Genomic DNA, 19,327 nt, shown 5'->3' on the forward strand with positions numbered 1-19,327 from the left:
AGAAACCCATTGAAAGGAGGTGATCCAGTGTCAAGAAAGATAGTGGAGAAGACAGTCGGGACAACTTGGGGGGTTCGCGTCTAGGGCAGCCCCTAAACGTCTGATAACCTTAGGTTGATGCGTCTAACCGACCTCACCTCCTGATCCTTTCGGAAGGCCGCCCTCGCACTTTGGGGGCGGCCTTCTTTGCATCCGGGGACCTCTCCGGGCGGTGTATTATCTCCGTATTATCCGCGTATTATCTGCGTCATACGCCTGTCCCGCACCAAGGCCCCCGCCATGCCCCTGACCATCACGCCGCAGATCGAACTTCAGGACTGGGAAATCACCGAGACCTTCGTGCGCGCCTCCGGGCCCGGCGGGCAGAACGTGAACAAGGTGTCGAGCGCCGTGGAGTTGCGGTTCGAGGCGGAACGCTCGCCGTCCCTGCCCGGCCCGGTCAAGACGCGGCTTCGGCGTCTGGCGGGGCGGCGCTGGACGAAGGAGGGGGCACTGGTGCTGCAGGTCTCGGAAGAACGCTCGCAGGCCCGCAACCGGGAGATCGCACGGGCGCGCCTGGCGGACCTGGTCCGCGCGGCGACGGTGGTGCCGAAACGACGGGTGAAAACGAAGGTGTCCGCCAACCAGAAGCGCAAGCGCGTGGAGGCGAAGAAGAAGCGCGGGGAGGTCAAGGCGCTCAGGGGTGGGCCATCCGTGGAATGAGTCAGCCAAGCCACAGAATCTAGACTTCTTTCTACCTACCTTCCCAACAATTAGCGCAAGCTACTATATTGACATAACTGAAAACGTGAACGAAAAGAGAACATGGCAAAATTCAAGAATCAGCGCGTTCGCGACCCCCTTCATGACCTCATCAAGTTCAGCGCAAATGAGTTTGAGAACGGAATGTGGAGAGTTATTCAGACCCCAGAGTTTCAACGCCTGCGTAGGGTGAAGCAACTCGGCTTTTCAGAGTTAGTCTATCCGGGTGCAACTCATACTAGGTTTGCTCACAGCATTGGCGTCTTTCACACCGCGCGCCAGCTAATGAGCATTATTGAAGATCAGCAAGGGGCCGCCAATCTCCAGGCACGTCGTCGAGATACTGCACTCGCTGCCGCGCTAGTTCATGATATCGGACACGGCCCATTCAGTCATTCATTTGAAACTGTTGCCGCTCGGTTAAAGCTGCCTAGTGCGACACATGAGGTGGTTAGCGCCAGTCTCATCAGGGATAGTGAAATTTCTGCACAATTAGACAAGGCAATGGGTAATGGATTTTCTTTAGAAGTTTCATCTTTAATTGCCGCTGACGGCCCAACAGACATATACAGTTCAGTTGTGTCTAGTCAATTCGATGCTGATCGTCTTGACTATATGCGCCGTGATAAGCTTATGACGAGAACGCAGCACAGCGAGATCGACTATACATGGCTTCTTGAAAATCTGCGACTTGGAGAGGTTCCAAGCAGCGTAGATGAAGAAGCCACCGGTCTCGTTGAAACGCTCGTCCTAGATGAGAAGGCGATTCATGCCGCGGAAACGTATGTACTGGGATTATTTCAACTTTATCCGACGGTATATTTTCATAAGGCAACCCGAAGTGCGGAAAAGATTTTTCAGGAACTTCTGTTCCGAGTAATTTCCCTTGTAGGTGACGGCAGTACTGAGAAAACTGGATTAGGAAGTCAGCATCCATTATGTGCCTTTGCCCGAGAGCCCAAAGATATTCTCAACTTCCTTTGTCTTGATGATAGCGTCGTATGGGGTTCACTATCTCAAATGCTGCATGCTGAAGATCAAACAGTATCTAATTTGGCGAAGCGGCTTCGCGACCGAGAGTTGCTTGTTTGCATAGATATTCGCGAGGCAGTTAGCAGTTCTCTAGGTCCAAATGCCGACGCTGCTGCTGTGGAAAAAGCTGTAGAGGTTTGTCTCGACGAAATAGGTGCATGGTACGCTGACAATAATAAATCGGAATGTATGCCCCGAGTAATCCTCGACAAAGCGCAACGCCGTCCATACAAGATGTCAGAAAATAGTGGCAGCCCTTTGAACCAGATGATGGTAGTTAAAGGTAAGGGTCTTGTAAATATTTCTGATATATCAGAAACTGTTCGTGCGGCTCAAGTTTTCAAACTCGATAGAGCGTATATTGATCGGGATGATACTGAAGCGAAGACAAAAATAGAAAGTATTCTTAGGAATGCTATCAGGGAGGAAGAGAAAAATGCAGCTTAAGTCTGGAACAGATAACGCAAAATATCTTGCCGAGTTGATCGAAATTGCCGGAGGTCAAGTTGTTGGTCGCACGCGGCTTCAAAAGATTGCATATCTCCTTGAGCTTACGGGTTTAGGAAACGGCCTTTCTTATCAGTACAAGCATTATGGCCCCTTTAGCCAAGATCTCGCTAGCGCATCTGAACTTGCGACCATGTTTGGAAAAATAACAGAGGAAAAAAAGCCAACAAATTGGGGAGGGCATTATTCTGTTTTTTCCGTAGATGGCTCAAAGACTGGCGATGATATAAAATCGCAAATTGTCTCTTTGGCCCGTGATGCAAATCCTGTTGATTTAGAATTAGCTGCTACCGCAGCATATCTTTCTGATACAGGATTCGATGAGCCATGGGAAGAAACTTCACGACGGAAACCCGAGAAGTCTAGTAGAATTGAATCAGCAAAGATACTGTACAGCAAGCTTGCATCAATTCCGACCCCGCAACCTTGGCCTCAGATCTAATGCTCGTTTAGGGTTGGTCTAAACCACAACCTCCTGCACCCTCTGCTCACCAACCCCAAACACCCGCTTATACCGCGCCACCTCATCCTCCGGCCCCATCGCCTTCTTCGGATTGTCCGACAGCTTCACCGTCGGCCTGCCATCGGCAGACACCGCCTTGCACACCAAGGAAAACGGCGCGAGCGCGTCGCCTTCCACCAAACCCCGGAAGTCGTTCGTCAAGAGCGTCCCCCAGCCGAAGGACACGCGGACGCGGCCTGAGAATTGGGCGTGGAGTTCCTCGATCTTGGCGACGTCCAGGCCGTCGGAGAAGATGACGAGTTTTTCGCGGGGGTCCTCGCCCCGCTCCTTCCACCAGCGGATCGCGGTTTCGGCCCCGGTGGCCGGGTCGCCGGAATCGACGCGGATGCCGGTCCAGCCGGCCAGCCAATCGGGGGCGTTCGCCAGAAAGCCGGGCGTGCCGTAGGTGTCGGGCAGGATGATGCGCAGGTTGCCATCATGCTCCTCCTGCCAGTCGGCCAGCACGTCATAGGGGGCCTGCGCCAGTTCGGCGTCGCTGTCGGCGAGTGCGGCATAGACCATCGGCAGTTCGTGGGCGTTGGTGCCGATCGCCTCCACATCGTTGTTCTTGGCGATCAGGCAGTTGGAGGTGCCGGCGAAATTGGCGCCCAGCCCCTCGCCCAATGCCTGCACGCACCAGTCCTGCCAGAGGAAGGAATGGCGGCGGCGGGTGCCGAAGTCGGCGAGGCGGAGGCCGTCGAGGTCGCGCAGGCGTTCGACCTTTTCCCAGACGCGGGTCATGGCGCGGGCATAGAGGACCTGGGTCTCGAAGCGGCCCATGTCCTTGAGGACGGCGCGGGAGCGGAGTTCCATCAGGATGGCGAGGGCGGGGATTTCCCAGAGCATGACCTCGGGCCATGTGCCTTCGAAGGTGAGTTCGTATTGGTCGCCGTGGCGTTCGAGGTGATAGGGCGGCAGGCGGAGGTTTTCGAACCATTCCATGAAATCGGGGCGGAACATCTGGCGTTTGCCGTAGAAGGTGTTGCCGCGCAGCCATGTGGATTCGCCGCGCGACAGGGAGAGCGTGCGGACGTGGTCGAGTTGTTCGCGGAGTTCGCCCTCGTCGACGAGGTCGGCCAGCGGGATATGGGTGGAGCGGTTGATGAGCGAGAAGCGGACCTGTGTGCGCGGGCGGTTGCGGAACACCGACTGGCACATCAGCAGTTTGTAGAAATCGGTGTCGATGAGGGAGCGGACGATCGGGTCGATCTTCCACTTGTGGTTCCAGACGCGCGTGGCGATGTCCTGCATTTCGGCTCTCCCTGTCCCGTTGGGTTTGGAGCATGGGGCGGCGGGGGCGTCCAGCCGTTATCCCGAGCCGCGGGTCAGGCCGCGGGCCAGGCGGCGGCGCTCGGCGTCCAGCGATTTCGGGCTGTGGCGGGCGGATTTGAGGGCGTCGGGGGCGGGTGTGCCCCGCAGGGCGGCGGTGGCGATGGCGCGCAGGTTGTAGGTGTGGACCGGGGTGGTGCCGTGGAGGGCGGCGCGGGCCAGCGCATGGACCGTGATGGTGATGATTTGCGCCGGGAGGGTGCCGGTGCCGGGTTTGGCATGGCCTTCGGCGATGGCTTCGCAGGCGGTCACGTCGCGGCTGACGTAGGTGCGGCAGATCATCGGGCGGGCCGCGTAGGCGCGGCAGAGGCGGGTCACGGGGTCGAGCGCCGGGCAGGCCTGCGGGTGCCATTGGGTGCCGTCGGGTGTGCCTTGCAGCGGGATGAGCGCGGCGTGGAGGGTTCGGGCCTCGGCCGCCGTGACGGTTCCGCCATCGTCGCCGGGCAGGATGCAGCAGAAGGCGCAGCCGGATTTGCAGTCGAGACCCGGAGGTTCGGGCGTGCGGTCGAGGAGGGCCAGGCCAATCGCACGCGCCGCCTCGCCCGAGGACAGGTCGCGGAGGGCGTCGGCGAAGGTGCGGGACGGATCGAGCCAGCCCAGAAGCAACGCGCGCGCCTGTTCGGTAATCTGCGGCGGCGTACCGGGCAGGCGTGCGGCGGCGATTGCGGCGCGCAGGGACGCGGTGTCGTGGGGCGGGCCGGGTTTGGCGGCGCGGCGTGCGGCGCGGGGGGATCTGGGCATCGGCGACCTTCGGGCAGGAACGGAGACTGTTTAAACCAAGGACAACCTTGGGCAGCCAGCAAAAAGGGAGCGCGAACGCCCCCTTTCCGGTCGATATGACCGCAGTTTACTCTGCTGGCGTCAGCGGAACATCCACGGTGGTGGCGATGCCCGCCCGTTCGCGGCGACCGTCGTTGATGATCGCCTTGATGAGCGAGATTGCCATCAGCACCATCACCAGGCTGAACGGCAATGCGCCGATCACCATGGCTGTCTGGATCGCTGCGATATCGCCGACGATCAGCAGCGCGGCCACCACCAGCCCGAGGGCGGAGCCCCAGAAAATGATATGGGGCCGCGCCTTGGGGCCTTCGTCGCCCGCCGCATTGATCGTGTTGACGATCAGCACCGCGGAGTCCGCCGATGTGACGAGGTAGGTCATCAGCAGGATCACGATGATCACGGCCATGAGCCAGGACAGGAGCGGGCTGAACGGTTCGATCATCAGCTGCGTCATGGCGAAGATCTTGTCACCATCCGGCGCCGCGAAGATGGCGCCGTTCGCCTCGCCGTTGAGTTCCAGTGCGATGGCGGTACCGCCTGCATAGGCAAACCAGATAAAGCACATGAAAGCGGGCACGATCAGCGCGCCCATAACGAATTCGCGGATCGTCCGACCGCGCGAGATGCGCGCCAGGAACAGTCCGACAAAGGGAGCGAAGGCGACCCACCAGGCCCAGTAGAACACTGTCCATGCCCCCTGCCAGTTGGCAAGCTGGTCGGGCACGGAGTTCGGGATGCCGTCACTGCGTTCGACATTGAAGAGCATGCCGGGCAGCGAAATCAGATAATCGAACGTGCCTGCGAACAGCGCCCAGGCCCCGTAAAGCGTGGCCCCGAAAATCAGGAAGAAGCCGAGCAGGAAGATCGACAGCACCATATTGATGTTGGACAGCCACTTGATGCCCTTGCCGACACCTGACAGCGCCGACAGCGTCGAGGCCCCCATGATGATGAACAGCGCGAACAGGATGCCACCGGGGGACGGATTGCCCTCGGCGGTGGTCAGCCAGTCGCCGATACCGATCCGCGACAAGCCCGCGACGAACTGGTTCACGCCAAAGCCCAGCGTCTGCGCGACACCCAGAATGGTGGCGACAACGGCGACGATGTCGATGACGTGGCCCAGCCATCCCGACAGGCGGTCACCGAACAGCGGCGTCAGCGCCGACCGGATCGTCAGAGGCAGGCCACGGCGATAGGCGAAGAACGCCAGCGCAAGACCGATGATCGCATAGGTGGACCAGGCGGACAGGCCCCAGTGCAGGAAGCTGTAGGTAAAGGAATTCAGCCTGTTGGCTTCGCTGCTGGCCTCGGCCAGCCCCATGATGACACGGGGATTGGTCTGAAAGTGATAGATCGGCTCAGCCACCGACCAGGTCAGCATGCCGACACCGATTCCGGCCCCAAACATCATCGAAAACCACGAAAAATTGTCGAATTCGGGCCGATCGGTATCAGCCCCCAAGCGCATGCGGCCCGCGGCGGGCCAGATGGCTAGGCCAAGGCAGACCAGAAGGAAACCACCGATCACATAGATGTACCAGGTCGCGAAATTCGTCAGGATCAGCTTGTTAAGCCCTGTCAGTACGGCGCCGGCCTGGGACGGAAAGATCACCGCCCACAGGATCAGAATCGCAATGATGACCTTTGCCGGGATCGTGACGCGCGTGGCGAAGCCGTTATAGAAACCTCCGTCATGCGTATCTATCGGAAGATCGGTAAGGGGTGGTTCGATATTGGCCATTTCAGTGCCTCCCACGGCGATGGTGTCACGAATAATGCGTCCGGTCCTGCCACAACCGTGCACAAAACGCGACATGACTTGCCTGAATACGACATTGATTTGCTGATCGTGGCCGGAAAACAAGCAATCTGGCGATTGCCCGCAGACTAACTGATCAGCGCCACGCCCGCCTTTTCCATCGCCGTTCGCGCCGCCGCCAGCGAACCGTCGAGGTCGATGGCGCGGCTTAGGTCCTCGCGCACGGCCACGTCAAACCCCAGACGCGCGGCGTCTAGCGCCGAGAAGTTGACGCAGAAATCGGTCGCCAGCCCGACCAGTGTCAGGTCGCTGATATTCAACGCGCGCAGCAGACCCTCCAGCCCGGTCGGAGTTTCATGATCGTTCTCGAAAAACGCGGAATAGCTATCGACGGCGGGGTTGAAGCCCTTGCGGATGACGGCACGGGCGCGGTCGGTGTGCAGCTCGGGGTGGAACGCGGCGTCCCGCGTGCCCTGGATGCAATGATCGGGCCAGAGGACCTGAGCGCCGTAGGGCATGTCGATCACTTCATAGGGCGCACGGCCAGGATGCGAGGACGCAAAGGACGAATGGCCCGCCGGATGCCAGTCCTGCGTCAGGATCACATGGTGGAAATCCAACATCAGCGCGTTGATGCCCGGCACGATTTCGTCGCCGCCGGGCACGGCGAGATTGCCGCAGGGGCAGAAGCCGGTCTGCACGTCGATGACGATAAGGGCGCGTGTGTCGGTCTTGGCGGCGGCGGTCATGGCGGCACTCCTGATGTTCGAGGCGACCCTAATGCTTGAGACACCGGGGGCAACGGCTTATGGCGCGGGATGATGTTCACGGTCGCCGCCCTTTATCGGTTCACGCCCTTCCCCGACCCGCATGCGCTGCGCGGGCCGTTGCTGGACCTGTGCCTTGCGAACGGCGTGACCGGAACGCTGTTGCTGGCGCCCGAGGGCATCAACGGCACCATCGCGGGCCCGTCGGACGGCATCGCCGCCGTGCTGGCGCATTTGCGCGCCCTGCCCGGCTGCGCCGATCTGGAGCCGAAATACGCGCAGGCGGAGGTCGCGCCGTTCGGTCGGATGCGGGTGCGGGTGAAGCGGGAAATCGTGACGATGGGCCAGCCGGACGTCGATCCGCTGGCGGGGGTCGGGCGATACGTGGCACCGGGCGACTGGAATGCGGTGGTGCGCGATCCGCAGACGGTCGTGATCGACACGCGCAACGCCTATGAGGTCGCCATCGGAAGTTTCGAAGGGGCCGTGGACCCGCAGACCGAGGCCTTCGGCGATTTCCCTGCGTGGTGGGCGGCGAACGCCGACCGGCTGAGGGGCAAGCGCGTGGCGATGTTCTGCACGGGCGGCATCCGCTGCGAGAAATCCACGGCTTACCTTCGCGGACAAGGGGTGGAGGATGTGGTGCACTTGCAGGGTGGTATTCTGAAGTACCTGGAGGAAGTGCCCGCGGCGGACAGCCTGTGGCAGGGGGCATGCTTCGTGTTCGACGACCGCGTCAGTGTCGGGCACGGGCTGGAACCGGGCGGTCATGTGCTGTGCCATGCCTGTCGCCGACCGCTGGAGCCATGCGATACCGAGCGCCCGGAATATGAAGCGGGCGTGCAGTGCCATCACTGCGTCGATCAGTTCGACGCGAGCGATCGGGCGCGGTTTCGCGAACGCATGAAACAGATTGCACTGGCCCGCGACCGGGGCGAACGGCACATGCGCTGAAATTTGCGCGGAATTTTGCCGATGCATGGGGCAGGATTAGCGCCCGATGTCGACTTCCTCGGTCTCGTCGGAGGTGCGGGGCCAGTGTTGGGTCAGGACGCGCACAAGGACCACAGCCGCGAAAACTGCCGTTGCCAGCAAGAAAAAATCCGTCATCCGATTCTCCCAAACCGAAACGATGCCGGATTTTTAACATGGGTTGCCGCCCGCTCAAAGCGCGTGTTGTCTGGCGAAATGGGATGGAGCATCCGGAGCGGATTTGACGGATCAGGCGAAAATCGCGTGCCGAGAGCATCGTGAGTCGTCGCTTACCCCTGATTTTGCTGCCCGGCATGATGTGCGACGCACGCCTGTTCGGCCCCCAGACCGACGCGTTTACCGACCGGCACGTCGAGGTTCTGCCGATCATTACGGCCGACACGACCGAGAAACTGGCCGACGCCGTTCTGGCCGACGCCCCGCCCCGGTTTGCCCTGGCGGGGCTCAGCATGGGCGGCATCGTCGCGATGGAGGTTCTTGCCCAAGCGCCTGAGCGGATCGCCGGGTTGTGCCTGATGGACACAAACCCGATGGCCGAGACGCCGGAGTTCGCCGCCCGGCGAGAGCCGCAAATCCAGCGTGTCCGCGCCGGCCATCTGCGCGCGGTGATGCGCGACGAGATGAAGCCGAAATATCTGGCTGACGGCCCCGGTCGCGATGCGATCCTCGATCTGTGCATGGATATGGCCGAAAGGCTGGGGGCGGAGGTCTTCATCCGGCAGTCCCGCGCCCTGCAAACCCGACCCGACCACCAGGATACGCTGCGTGGCGTCACGGCCCCCACGTTGATCCTCTGCGGTCGGGAGGATGCGGTCTGTCCGCTGCACCGACATGTGTTGATGCAGGACCTGATCCCCGGATCGACGTTGACCGTGATCGAAAACGCAGGCCATCTGCCGACGCTGGAGCAGCCGGACGCCACGACGTCGGCCCTGCGCAACTGGCTGACACAGGTGGATATGTCATGACCCATTATGCCGTCATCATGCTTGCCGCAGGGATCGGCATCCCGGTTCTCGCGGCGCTGAACGCCCGCCTGGGCGCGAATATCGGCGGACCCGCAGCGGCGGCCTTCGTACTGTTCACCGTGGCCCTGATCTGTTCGGGGGTGGCGATGATTCTGACCGGGCCAGGGGCCATGGCCCGTGTCGCCGTGCAACCGCCGCATCTGTTCCTGGCGGGCGTGCTGGTCGCATTCTACGTCCTGTCGATTACCTGGATCGCCCCGGTGTTCGGTGTCGGCAACGCGGTGTTTTTCGTGCTGCTGGGGCAGATGATCTCGGCGGCGGCGATCGACCATTTCGGCCTGTTCGGGGCGCGGATCGTGCCATTGACGGCGGTCCGGATCGTCGGGCTGATGGCGATGACCGGGGGGCTGGCGCTGATACAGCTGACGAACCGGGGATAGCTGCCCCCCGGCGGCGGGATCGCCCGATCAGGGGTCCGGCATAACCTTGCCGGGATTCATGCGGTTGTCAGGGTCCAGCGCCGCCTTGATTGCGCGCATCACGTCCAGCGCCACCGGGTCCTTGCGCCGCGTCATCGTCGCCAGTTTGGACAGGCCGATGCCGTGTTCGGCGCTGATCGAGCCGCCAAGATCGACCACCACGCCTTCGATCATTTCGCGGATCGCATCCAGATGCGCGGCATCGTCGCGTGTCGGATAGACCGTCAGATGCACGTTGCCGTCGCCCAGATGGGCGACAATCAGGTCGTCTGCCTGCGGGTCGATTCCGGCCAGCCCGGCGTGCATCCGCTCGATAAAGTCAGCGACGCCATCCAGCGGCAGCGCGACATCGTTGTCGACGATGGGCAGGCGGGTGAAGGTGATTTCGGCGGCGACTTCGCGCATGTCCCAGATGTGCCGCCGCTGCGCCTCGTTCTGGGCGATCATCGCATCGAGGACTTCGCCCGCTTCGACCGCCTCGGCCAGCACCTCCTCCATCACGTCCCCCAGGGGTCGGGACAGCCCGCCCATGTCGATCATCACGGTATGATCCTGAACCGCGAAGGGCTGACGCAGATCGGGACGATGGGTCGCCAGTGCCGTCATGTAGTTGCGCGGCATGTATTCAAACGCCTCGACCGCGCCATCGCTGGCCGCCTGAAGCCGCCGCAGAAGCGTCAGTGCCGATGGCAGGTCGCGCACGGCGGCCAGGGCGGTGGCATGGTGGCGGGGTTTCGGCAACAGACGCAGGACGGCGCCGGTGATGATGCCCAGCACGCCTTCGGCCCCGATGAAGAGATCGCGCAGGTCGAGGCCGGAGTTGTCCTTGCGCAGCTCGCTCATCAGATCAAGCACCCGGCCGTCGGCCAGCACAACCTCCAACCCCAGCACCAGCCCGCGCGTCGACCCGTATCGCACGACGTTGGACCCGCCCGCGTTGGTCGACAGGAAGCCGCCGACGCGGGCCGATCCCCGTGCCCCGAAGGTCAGCGGAAAGATCAGGCCGTGGGCGTCGGCGGCATCGTGGATGTCGGACAGGACGACGCCTGCCTCGACCACGGCGACCCCTGCATCGGGCCGCAGATCGCGGATTGCCGTCATCCGTTCGAGCGAGATCATCAGCGCGCCGGTATTTGCCGTGCCGCCGACCAGCCCGGTGTTGCCGCCGACGGGCACCACAGCCAGACCGTGCCGGGCGGCGATGCGCACCGTCTGCGACACCTGATCGGTGGAAGCCGGGCGCGCCACGGCAAGCGGATCGGCGCGCCATTTGCCGGTCCAGTCCTTCGCAAAACGTGCGGTCGCCTCGCCGGTCAGGACGTGTGCGTCGCCCAGAAGTGCGCGCAGGTCGTTCAGCGCGGCGCGGTGGTCTGTCATGGCGGCTCCTCCAAAGGTGAGTGCTGCCACGGGTCGCCTGCGATGAAAAGGCGTGGTGGCGGTCTTGACGCTTCTGGCGCGGGGTCGTATTCGGCGCGCCAGAGGCGGTGTAGCTCAGTTGGTTAGAGCAGCGGAATCATAATCCGCGTGTCCGGGGTTCAAGTCCCTGCACCGCCACCAGTCCTTCGTTCCCAACCTGAAGTCTGCGTCCGATTGCGCGCCTGACGGAATTGCACGCGCGTGCAAAGTCATCGGTCAGGCGAACCAACGACTTGCAACGGTCGACCGGGCGGGCGATCACTTTGCCATGACCTTGACCGAACCGTTTCTCCGCGATCGACTGCGCACCGGCACCCGCGCTGCACAGGACGCGCTGGACCGGGCGCAGCGCCGCTTTTCCCTGAAGGATCCGGACGGGTTGCGGCGGTTTCTGGCGGCTCAGTCAGATGCGCTTTCCGCTTTGCGGACCTGCGATGACGCGCTGGCCCCTGCACTGGATGCGGCGCTGGCGTTGCTGGCTGAAGACTTGGACGACCTCGGTCACGACGCGCCGCCCAAGACCTGGCCGCGTCCTCGGACCGACGACGCCCTGGCGCGGGGCTATGTCTGGCATTCCCAGCGGGTGGCGCTGCGGATGATGGCGCGCGCGCTGCCCGAGGGCGGATCGGGACAATCGTATCTGACGGCACCCCGCGACGCGACGGAATGGCGGACGCTGTGCGCCATTCTGGAGGAGACGCCGGGGTACGGTGCGGCGGGCGACGTGACGTTGCAGGCGGCGAACGACTGGCTGGCCCTGTTCGAAACGATCTGCCACGATCATGCGCGCCGCTGACATCCATGCACGTCTGCCGTTTCCGACAAAGCCTGGTCTTTTCATGCGCGACCCGGCGGTCTAGGACCGGCGGTATCGGTAACAGAAGGACGCCGCGATGCCCGCAGATGCACGGATCGGCCTGATTGGCCTTGGCACCATGGGCACAGCCCTGGCGCTGAACATTGCCGAAAAAGGCTTCGACATCGCGGTCTTCAACCGCACCACCCAGGTGACGCGCGACTTTGCCGCGGGCGCGGGCGAGCTGGCCCCAAGGATCACTCCGACCGAAACGCTGGAAGAATTTGTCGCCGCCCTCGCGAAACCCCGCGCGATCATCCTGATGGTGCCGGCGGGCGATCCGGTCGACGACCAGATCGAAGCGCTTCGACCGCTGCTGGACGACGACGATCTTATCATCGATGCCGGTAACGCGAATTTCCATGACACCAATCGCCGGGTCGCGGCGTCGGACCATCCCTATCTGGGTGTCGGCGTCTCGGGCGGGGAAGAAGGTGCGCGACACGGCCCTTCGATCATGGGTGGCGGCGCGCCCGAGGTCTGGGCGCGGGTCGAGGATATCATGCTGGCGATTTCGGCCAAGTATAAGGGCGAGCCCTGCGCCGCGCTGATGGGACCTGCGGGCGCGGGTCACTTCGTCAAGATGGTCCACAACGGCATCGAATACGCCGACATGCAGATGATCGCCGAGATCTATGGCATCCTGCGCGATGGCCACGGCCTGTCCGAGGACGAGATCGGCAAGGTCTTCGAAGATTGGAACACCGGTCCGCTCGAAAGCTATCTGATCGAGATCTCCGGCAAGGTCGCGCGCGCCAGGGACGTCGCAACCGACAAGCCGCTGCTTTCGGTCATCGTGGATGCAGCCGGGCAGAAGGGCACCGGTCGCTGGACCGCGATCGAGGCGCTGCACCTGCTGACGCCGATCCCCGCCATCTCCGCCGCCGTCGACGCGCGAAACATATCCTCGCGGCTCCAGGAGCGGGCCTCGGGGCAGGATATCTTCGAGGCCGCCCCGCAGCGCTTCGACGATCTGGATCTCAAGACACTGGAAGGCGCGCTGATCGCGGGCAAGATCTTGGCCTATGCGCAGGGCTTCGTCATGATCGCAGCTACCGGAGATATGTATGGCTGGGACATCGACCTGCCTCAGGTGGCGCGTATCTGGCGGGAAGGCTGCATCATCCGGTCCACGATGCTGGACGATATGGCCGCCGCCCTGGCCGACCATGCGGGCGATAACCTGATGCGCACGCCGTATTTCGCGGATCTGATGAAGACCCATCACGGCGCGTTGCGGCACGTTGTGGCCGGGGCCGCGCTGAACGGGCATGCGACGCCCGCGCTGTCATCAGGGCTGGCGTATTTCGATATGATGCGCACGGCACGCGGCACCGCGAACATGATTCAGGGTCAGCGCGATTTCTTTGGACTGCACGGGTTCGTTCATGTGAATGGCGCGACGGATCAGCACGGCCCCTGGGCCCAGGACTGAGATAACAAGGACGGTCAGGCGCGCCAGTCGAAGAACCCGGCGGGCGCGCGGGCCAGAAGGTTTTCGGCCATGGCATGTCCCAGCGCCGCGCCCTCCATCGCCGGACAATCGCCCGCAACCGTCAGCACGTCCGACCCGTCGGGGCGCAGAATCTCGCCCCGGAATCGCAGCCTGTCGCCGTCCAGCTCGGCCAGTCCGGCGATGGGTGTTTCGCAGCTGCCGTCCAGCGTCAAAAGGAAGGCACGTTCGCAAGCCAGCCGCAGGCCGGTGTCCCTGTCGTGGATCGCCGACAGCAGTTCGGCCATGCGGGTGTCGCCGGCGCGACGTTCGATCCCGATTGCACCCTGCGCCACGGCGGGCAGCATATCGGCAGGATCGGTCGCATGGCGCGGCACGTCCGTCAGACCCAGCCGGTTCAGCCCCGCCATCGCAAGAAACGTGGCATCCGCCACGCCGTCGCGCAGCTTGGCCATGCGGGTCTGCACGTTGCCGCGAAACTCGACCAGTTTCACGTCGGGCCGCCGCACCGCGATCTGGGCACGACGGCGCAGGCTGGACGATCCGACGACCGCGCCCTGCGGCATATCGGCCAGCGCCACACCGGTCAGGGTGACGAAAGCATCGCGCACGTCTTCGCGCGGCAGATAGGTGTCGATCAACAGACCGTCCGGTTGCAGCGTCGGCATGTCCTTCATCGAATGAACCGCGATGTCGATTGACCCGTCCAGAAGCGCGTCCTCGATTTCGCGCGTGAACAGGCCCTTGCCGCCGATTTCCGACAGGGGACGGTCCAGCACGCGATCGCCGGTGGTCTTGATGATCTCGATGTGGAATGCCGCCTGCGGCAGGTCGAAGGCCGCCGCCAGCCGGTCGCGCGTCTCGTGCGCCTGCGCCAGCGCAAGGGGCGAGCCGCGCGTGCCGATGCGAAGGGGCGCGTCGGAGGTTGGCAAATCGGACATAGGGCACACTTCCCGCTTCGGTTGACACCACCTGCCCGCCACGACAGGTCGTGTCCAGACCAGACCCGCCTCAGACCGCGCCGGAGTGACCATGACCAAAGCCATCCTCAGATCCCTCGCCGGTGAAACGCTGCCGGTGCCGCCCGTCTGGATGATGCGACAGGCCGGACGGTACCTGCCGGAATACAAGGCAACGCGGGCACAGGCCGGGGATTTCCTGTCGCTGTGCTACAACCCCGATCTGGCGACCGAAGTGACGCTGCAGCCGATCCGGCGCTTCGGCTTCGACGCCGCGATCCTGTTTGCGGACATCCTGCTGGTGCCGCAGGCGCTGGGCGCGGACCTGTGGTTCGTCACCGGCGAAGGCCCGCGCCTGTCTACCGTCACAAGGGCCGCTGATCTGGCGAAGCTGAAACCGGTCGCCGCCATCCACGAGACGTTACACCCGATCTATCAGACGGTCCGCAATCTGGCGGGCGAACTGCCGTCCGAGGTAACGCTGATCGGCTTTGCCGGTGCGCCGTGGACGGTGGCGACATATATGATTGCGGGTCAGGGGACGCCCGATCAGGCCCCGGCCCACGCGCTGAAAGACACCGACCGTGCGACGTTCGAAGCGCTGATTGATCTTATCACCGACGCCACCATCGAATACCTGTCGGCGCAGATCGACGCGGGCGCCGAAGTGGTCAAGCTGTTCGACAGCTGGGCCGGGTCGCTGTCGGGCGACGACTTCGACCGCTATGCGCTGGCCCCCGCCCGCAATATCATCGCCGCGCTCAGGGCCAGGCATCCGGGTGTGCCGGTTATCGCCTTCCCGCGCGAGGCAGGGGACAAATACGTGGGCTTCCATGCCGCGACAGGGGCCGATTGCGTGGCTGTCGATAATTCGGTCGATGCGGCATGGGTCGCGGAAAACGTGCAGACCGGCGGCTGCGTTCAGGGCAATCTTGCGTCGCGGCACATGGTCACGGGGGGTGACGCCCTGGTGTCGGAGGTCCGGCGCATTCGCGATGCGCTGTCGCAGGGACCGCATGTCTTCAATCTGGGCCACGGCATCACTCCGGACGCGGACCCCGACAACGTCTCGCTGATGATCGACACGCTGCGCGAGAAATAGCTTTCGCGGAGGCGGTGCCTGCGCCAGCATCGGATATGATGCAGAGATTCGATTATATCGTCATCGGTGGCGGCATGATGGGTGCGCCCTGCGCCCGGTATCTGGCCGAATCCGGCGCGTCCGTCGCGTTGATCGCGCCCCCGGAACCGCCCGTCAAATCCGACAGCAAGGGGCCTTTCGCCAGCCATTACGATGCCGCGCGGATCACCCGGCGCGTGGCGGCGGATGCGGACTGGTCGCTGCTCTCGCGCCGGTCCATCGACCGTTATCGCGATCTGGAAGCCCGGTCAGGTCAGACCATTTTCCACGAAACCGGAGCCATCATGGCCGGGCCGCAGGACGGACCGATGGGGGATTTCACCGCCCGGTTCCACGCCGTGGCCGAAGCCCTGCCGCCTCCGCCGTCGATTATCGGCACCTGCGAGACATGGGAAACGCTGGGGTTGGCCCTGCCCTGCGGGTCCCTGGTCAGCCATGAGACGACGCTGGGCGGCTGGATCGACCCGCGCGCCATGTGCGACGCGCAGATCGCTCTGGCGCAAGCGGCCGGTGCAACCGTCCTGAGCCAGGCCGCCATCGCCCGGCAGGACGGCATCGTCACACTCGCCGACGGCACCCGGATCGGCGGCGCGCAGGTCGTCGTCGCCACCGGACCCCATGCCGGGTCGGATGGTTTGTTGCCCCGGCAGCCGCGTATCAAGGTCTGGGCCCGCACCATTGCCTTCGCCCGCCTGTCCGAAGCGACGGGCGCGGCGCTGGCCGACATGCCGTCGGTCATATGGGTGCCGCAGGGATGGGATCATGACCTGTATATGCTGCCCCCGGTCCGTTATCCCGACGGGCATCTGTACCTGAAAATCGGCGGCCAGCTCGACAGCCCGCGCATTCACACCGCCACCGAGATGCGAAACTGGTATCACGGCACCGGTGACGCTCATGTCGGCGCACGCCTTCTGGACGAGATGCGCGCCTTGCTGCCGGGTGTCGCGTTCGAAGCGACGCACACCGGTCCCTGCGCGGTGGTCTGGACCGAAACCGGATTCCCCTGCATCGAGCGTCTGGACGACACCGTGACCGCGCTTATCGGCGGCAATGGCGCGGCGGCGAAATGCGGGGATGAACTGGGGCGCCTGGGGTCGCTGGTGGCGCGCGGCCTGTCGCTGGATGGCGAAGGCTACGCCACCGGTTTCGCGGGTGTCTGGGAGCGGGCGGACGAAATGGCGGACGGCTGATCCGTCAGTGCCACTTGGCCTCGGGCGGCAGCGACATCAGAACCGCATCGGCATCATGCCCGGATTCCAGCCCGAACTTCGTGCCCCGGTCATAGACCAGGTTATATTCCGCATAGAGACCGCGATGCACCAGTTGCGCGTCCTTGTCCGCATCGGTCCAGGGCTGAGCGCGCCGCTTTTCCACCAGCGGCAGGAACGCGGGCAGGAACTGTTCGCCGACTGACCTGGTGAAGGCGAAATCTGCATCCCAGTCGCCTGTGTTCAGGTCGTCGTAGAAGATCCCGCCGACGCCCCGCGCCCGTTTGCGATGGGGGATATAAAAATACTCGTCGGCCCAGGCTTTCAGCCGGGCATAACGCCCCGCCTCTCCCTCGGCCTCGTGCCCGTCGCAGGCCTCCTGCATCCGGGCGTGGAAATACGCCGTGTCCTCGGCATATTCCAGACAGGGGTTCAGGTCGCTGCCGCCGCCGAACCACCACGCATGCGGCGTCCAGAACATGCGCGTGTTCATATGGACCGCCGGAACATGCGGGTTTCGCATATGGGCCACCAGAGAAATGCCGCTGGCCCAGAAGCGCGGGTCGTCGGCCATGCCGGGCACGCCGCGCGCCGCCATCGCCTGTTGCGCCCGGTCGCCCAGCTGGCCGTGAACTTCGGACCAGTTTACGCCGACCTTCTCGAAAACGCGCCCGCCGCGCATCACAGACATCAAGCCGCCGCCCGCATCGGACCCATCTTCCGCCGTGCGCCGGGTCGGTGTCACTTCGAACCGTCCGGCGGGAAGGTCCGCAAAGGGCCCGGTTGCACCCGCGTCTTCCACCGCTTCGAAGGCGGCGACGATGCGGTCGCGCAATTCATGGAACCAGTCGGCTGCATCCCGTTTTCGGGACTTGGATGCGTCTGTCATATATGGAAACCTGCCTTTGCATTTTGGCGATCTTCAGCGAGTGGTCGCCCAACCCGCCATATTTCCGCCACGATATACGCCTTCGGTTGTGGACAAGTCGAGATCAGCCCACCAAATGTCGCCGAATGATCCCGCAATCTGGGCAATTTGAAGGCACCCCGCTGAACGGTAGATTTTACTAGTCAATTAAGGTTAGTATAAACCAAATCACACAGGTCACCGGCGACAAGATCGGGACCCAAGGCAGACTGAGCAGTCTAGTGAACATAAACATGATCCGAAACGCCCTTTGGGGCATAATGCCGATTGTCGTGACCATGATGCTTGCCCTTCCGGGTCAGGCCGCGCCCTATGCGGAAATGGTAATCGACGCCCGCACCGGCGAAGTCATCCGGGCCCGCAACGCCGATGCCCGACTGCACCCCGCCTCGCTGACCAAGATGATGACCCTCTATATCGCGTTCGAAGCCGTCAGGCGCGGCGAGATCACGCTGGATACCGAGGTCCGCATCTCGCGCAACGCCGCGAATGAACCGCCGTCCAAACTGGGCCTCCGTGCCGGGCAAAAGATCGCTTTCCGATATCTCATCCGCGCGGCGGCGGTGAAATCCGCCAATGATGCCGCAACCGCCATCGGCGAAGCGATTTCCGGGTCCGAAGATGCCTTTTCGGAACGCATGAACCGCACCGCGCTGGCGCTCGGCATGACGAACACCACATTTCGCAACGCGAATGGTCTGACTCGATCCGGACACCTGAGCACGGCGCGCGATATGACAACATTGGGACGTCGGCTTTTCTATGATTATCCCGAATATTATAATCTGTTCTCACGCACCACGACGGACGCGGGCATCACTCAGGTCCGCAATACCAACCGTCGCCTGCTGAATGATTATGAGGGCGCTGACGGGATCAAGACCGGATACACAAACGCCGCCGGGTTCAACCTGGTGTCGTCGGCACAGCGTGGCGATGTGCGGATCATCGCGACCGTCTTCGGTGGCCGTTCCACGGCGACCCGTAATGCCCGCATTGCCGAACTGCTGGACATTGGCTTTGCCTCCGCGCCCAGCCGCGTCACCGAGCGTCGTCCCAGCCCGCCGGTCTACAGCGTTGCATCGCGGGCCGGACCGTCCGCCCCGGCACTTTCGATGCGCCCGGTTCCACGTGGCACGGCGTCGGTTAGCATGATCTATGCCTCGGCCTCCACGCAAGTGGCTCAGCCATCGCCCAGACCTGCCCCCGAAGCGCCGCGTGTCGAAGCGCAGCGCGTTGTCGTGACCCGTGCGTCCACCGCCGGTCAGAACTACGGGATCGAACTGTCCGCGCAACGCACTCGCTCCGCCGCCGACAAACTTCTGCTGCGCACCGCCTTGCAGGAGTTGGACACGCTGGACCGTGCATTGCGCCGCGTGGATCGGGTTCGCAACGGCTTCGCGCCGGGCTTCATCGGCCTGTCGGAGCGGGAGGCCCAGCGTGCCTGCACCCGGCTTCGGGCGCGCGATGTGGATTGCAGCGTGGTTTTGGGCAGCTGAA

At 63.2% G+C, this 19,327-nt stretch carries 18 protein-coding genes and 1 tRNA gene; 12 read left to right on the forward strand and 7 right to left on the reverse strand.

Annotated elements, in window-relative coordinates:
• Window positions 1-279: 279 nt before the first annotated feature.
• The 3 genes from arfB (at window position 280) to AC13C2_RS00960 (ending at window position 2,722) form a co-directional block, all read left to right on the forward strand.
• Window positions 280-702, forward strand: a complete 423-nt coding sequence (gene arfB, locus AC13C2_RS00950) for an alternative ribosome rescue aminoacyl-tRNA hydrolase ArfB (RefSeq protein ID WP_482885657.1) — start codon at window positions 280-282, stop codon at window positions 700-702.
• Window positions 703-804: 102 nt separating this feature from the next.
• Window positions 805-2,220 carry an HD domain-containing protein gene (locus AC13C2_RS00955; RefSeq protein ID WP_482885658.1) on the forward strand — a complete coding sequence of 472 codons (1,416 nt, stop codon included), beginning with the start codon at window positions 805-807 and terminating at the stop codon, window positions 2,218-2,220.
• Complete coding sequence (locus tag AC13C2_RS00960; RefSeq protein ID WP_482885659.1) at window positions 2,210-2,722, forward strand: hypothetical protein; 513 nt, start codon at window positions 2,210-2,212, stop codon at window positions 2,720-2,722. The genes AC13C2_RS00955 and AC13C2_RS00960 overlap by 11 nt, the downstream gene beginning before the upstream one ends.
• A gap of 18 nt (window positions 2,723-2,740) precedes the next feature.
• Here the strand turns inward: AC13C2_RS00960 and pncB are convergent, their stop codons facing one another.
• From pncB to pncA, 4 genes are all read right to left on the reverse strand, one after another.
• A complete protein-coding gene (gene pncB, locus AC13C2_RS00965; protein WP_482885660.1) occupies window positions 2,741-4,033 on the reverse strand; it encodes a nicotinate phosphoribosyltransferase in 1,293 nt (430 codons plus the stop codon).
• Window positions 4,034-4,090: 57 nt separating this feature from the next.
• Entirely contained in the window at window positions 4,091-4,852 is a 762-nt protein-coding gene (locus tag AC13C2_RS00970; protein ID WP_482885661.1) for a YkgJ family cysteine cluster protein, read from the reverse strand.
• 106 nt (window positions 4,853-4,958) lie between these two features.
• Window positions 4,959-6,638: a BCCT family transporter gene (locus AC13C2_RS00975; RefSeq protein ID WP_482885662.1), complete on the reverse strand. Its 1,680-nt coding sequence runs from the start codon at window positions 6,636-6,638 to the stop codon at window positions 4,959-4,961.
• Between the two features lie 146 nt (window positions 6,639-6,784).
• A complete protein-coding gene (pncA, locus tag AC13C2_RS00980; protein ID WP_482885663.1) occupies window positions 6,785-7,405 on the reverse strand; it encodes a bifunctional nicotinamidase/pyrazinamidase in 621 nt (206 codons plus the stop codon).
• A 72-nt stretch (window positions 7,406-7,477) separates the two neighbouring features.
• Here pncA and trhO point away from each other — a divergent pair, with 72 nt between their 5' ends.
• The 3 genes from trhO (at window position 7,478) to AC13C2_RS00995 (ending at window position 9,824) form a co-directional block, all read left to right on the forward strand.
• Window positions 7,478-8,377, forward strand: a complete 900-nt coding sequence (trhO, locus tag AC13C2_RS00985; RefSeq protein WP_482885732.1) for an oxygen-dependent tRNA uridine(34) hydroxylase TrhO — start codon at window positions 7,478-7,480, stop codon at window positions 8,375-8,377.
• A 332-nt stretch (window positions 8,378-8,709) separates the two neighbouring features.
• Window positions 8,710-9,384 carry an alpha/beta fold hydrolase gene (locus AC13C2_RS00990; RefSeq protein WP_482885734.1) on the forward strand — a complete coding sequence of 225 codons (675 nt, stop codon included), beginning with the start codon at window positions 8,710-8,712 and terminating at the stop codon, window positions 9,382-9,384.
• Window positions 9,381-9,824 (forward strand): DMT family transporter, encoded by a 444-nt coding sequence (locus tag AC13C2_RS00995; protein WP_482885664.1) that lies wholly within the window; start codon window positions 9,381-9,383, stop codon window positions 9,822-9,824. The genes AC13C2_RS00990 and AC13C2_RS00995 overlap by 4 nt, the downstream gene beginning before the upstream one ends.
• Window positions 9,825-9,851: 27 nt before the next feature.
• On the opposite strand, the gene AC13C2_RS01000 is transcribed toward AC13C2_RS00995, so the two are convergent.
• Window positions 9,852-11,240 carry an FAD-binding oxidoreductase gene (locus AC13C2_RS01000; RefSeq protein WP_482885665.1) on the reverse strand — a complete coding sequence of 463 codons (1,389 nt, stop codon included), beginning with the start codon at window positions 11,238-11,240 and terminating at the stop codon, window positions 9,852-9,854.
• Window positions 11,241-11,343: 103 nt separating this feature from the next.
• Here AC13C2_RS01000 and AC13C2_RS01005 point away from each other — a divergent pair.
• The 3 genes from AC13C2_RS01005 (at window position 11,344) to gndA (ending at window position 13,570) form a co-directional block, all read left to right on the forward strand.
• Window positions 11,344-11,420: transfer RNA gene (locus AC13C2_RS01005), tRNA-Met, on the forward strand.
• Window positions 11,421-11,547: 127 nt separating this feature from the next.
• Window positions 11,548-12,075, forward strand: coding sequence for a heme oxygenase-like domain-containing protein (locus AC13C2_RS01010; protein ID WP_092758656.1), 528 nt, complete (start codon window positions 11,548-11,550; stop codon window positions 12,073-12,075).
• Between the two features lie 97 nt (window positions 12,076-12,172).
• Window positions 12,173-13,570: an NADP-dependent phosphogluconate dehydrogenase gene (gndA, locus tag AC13C2_RS01015; RefSeq protein ID WP_482885666.1), complete on the forward strand. Its 1,398-nt coding sequence runs from the start codon at window positions 12,173-12,175 to the stop codon at window positions 13,568-13,570.
• 14 nt (window positions 13,571-13,584) lie between these two features.
• On the opposite strand, the gene hemC is transcribed toward gndA, so the two are convergent.
• Window positions 13,585-14,529, reverse strand: coding sequence for a hydroxymethylbilane synthase (hemC, locus tag AC13C2_RS01020; RefSeq protein WP_482885667.1), 945 nt, complete (start codon window positions 14,527-14,529; stop codon window positions 13,585-13,587).
• A 91-nt stretch (window positions 14,530-14,620) separates the two neighbouring features.
• Between hemC and hemE the strand changes: the two genes are divergently transcribed.
• Both hemE and AC13C2_RS01030 read left to right on the forward strand, forming a co-directional pair.
• A complete protein-coding gene (hemE, locus tag AC13C2_RS01025) occupies window positions 14,621-15,649 on the forward strand; it encodes a uroporphyrinogen decarboxylase (RefSeq protein ID WP_482885668.1) in 1,029 nt (342 codons plus the stop codon).
• Between the two features lie 38 nt (window positions 15,650-15,687).
• Window positions 15,688-16,881 (forward strand): NAD(P)/FAD-dependent oxidoreductase, encoded by a 1,194-nt coding sequence (locus AC13C2_RS01030; RefSeq protein ID WP_482885669.1) that lies wholly within the window; start codon window positions 15,688-15,690, stop codon window positions 16,879-16,881.
• 4 nt (window positions 16,882-16,885) lie between these two features.
• Here the strand turns inward: AC13C2_RS01030 and hemF are convergent, their stop codons facing one another.
• Window positions 16,886-17,788: an oxygen-dependent coproporphyrinogen oxidase gene (gene hemF, locus AC13C2_RS01035; RefSeq protein ID WP_482885670.1), complete on the reverse strand. Its 903-nt coding sequence runs from the start codon at window positions 17,786-17,788 to the stop codon at window positions 16,886-16,888.
• A 272-nt stretch (window positions 17,789-18,060) separates the two neighbouring features.
• Here hemF and AC13C2_RS01040 point away from each other — a divergent pair, with 272 nt between their 5' ends.
• Complete coding sequence (locus AC13C2_RS01040; RefSeq protein WP_423787132.1) at window positions 18,061-19,326, forward strand: serine hydrolase; 1,266 nt, start codon at window positions 18,061-18,063, stop codon at window positions 19,324-19,326.
• The last annotated feature ends 1 nt before the right edge of the window (window position 19,327 follow it).

Source organism: Jannaschia sp. L-14R (genome assembly GCF_056857695.1).

Excerpts from the sequence above, each read along its gene's own strand:
- gndA (WP_482885666.1), top strand. The coding sequence starts at position 12,173 with ATGCCCGCAGATGCACGGATCGGCCTGATTGGCCTTGGCACCATGGGC.
- pncA (WP_482885663.1), bottom strand. The coding sequence starts at position 7,405 with ATGACCGCCGCCGCCAAGACCGACACACGCGCCCTTATCGTCATCGAC.
- hemF (WP_482885670.1), bottom strand. The coding sequence starts at position 17,788 with ATGACAGACGCATCCAAGTCCCGAAAACGGGATGCAGCCGACTGGTTC.
- AC13C2_RS00960 (WP_482885659.1), top strand. The coding sequence starts at position 2,210 with ATGCAGCTTAAGTCTGGAACAGATAACGCAAAATATCTTGCCGAGTTG.
- AC13C2_RS01030 (WP_482885669.1), top strand. The coding sequence starts at position 15,688 with ATGCAGAGATTCGATTATATCGTCATCGGTGGCGGCATGATGGGTGCG.
- AC13C2_RS01000 (WP_482885665.1), bottom strand. The coding sequence starts at position 11,240 with ATGACAGACCACCGCGCCGCGCTGAACGACCTGCGCGCACTTCTGGGC.
- pncB (WP_482885660.1), bottom strand. The coding sequence starts at position 4,033 with ATGCAGGACATCGCCACGCGCGTCTGGAACCACAAGTGGAAGATCGAC.
- AC13C2_RS00995 (WP_482885664.1), top strand. The coding sequence starts at position 9,381 with ATGACCCATTATGCCGTCATCATGCTTGCCGCAGGGATCGGCATCCCG.
- hemC (WP_482885667.1), bottom strand. The coding sequence starts at position 14,529 with ATGTCCGATTTGCCAACCTCCGACGCGCCCCTTCGCATCGGCACGCGC.
- AC13C2_RS00975 (WP_482885662.1), bottom strand. The coding sequence starts at position 6,638 with ATGGCCAATATCGAACCACCCCTTACCGATCTTCCGATAGATACGCAT.
- AC13C2_RS00990 (WP_482885734.1), top strand. The coding sequence starts at position 8,710 with ATGATGTGCGACGCACGCCTGTTCGGCCCCCAGACCGACGCGTTTACC.
- AC13C2_RS00970 (WP_482885661.1), bottom strand. The coding sequence starts at position 4,852 with ATGCCCAGATCCCCCCGCGCCGCACGCCGCGCCGCCAAACCCGGCCCG.
- arfB (WP_482885657.1), top strand. The coding sequence starts at position 280 with ATGCCCCTGACCATCACGCCGCAGATCGAACTTCAGGACTGGGAAATC.
- trhO (WP_482885732.1), top strand. The coding sequence starts at position 7,478 with ATGTTCACGGTCGCCGCCCTTTATCGGTTCACGCCCTTCCCCGACCCG.
- AC13C2_RS01010 (WP_092758656.1), top strand. The coding sequence starts at position 11,548 with ATGACCTTGACCGAACCGTTTCTCCGCGATCGACTGCGCACCGGCACC.
- hemE (WP_482885668.1), top strand. The coding sequence starts at position 14,621 with ATGACCAAAGCCATCCTCAGATCCCTCGCCGGTGAAACGCTGCCGGTG.
- AC13C2_RS00955 (WP_482885658.1), top strand. The coding sequence starts at position 805 with ATGGCAAAATTCAAGAATCAGCGCGTTCGCGACCCCCTTCATGACCTC.
- AC13C2_RS01040 (WP_423787132.1), top strand. The coding sequence starts at position 18,061 with ATGATCCGAAACGCCCTTTGGGGCATAATGCCGATTGTCGTGACCATG.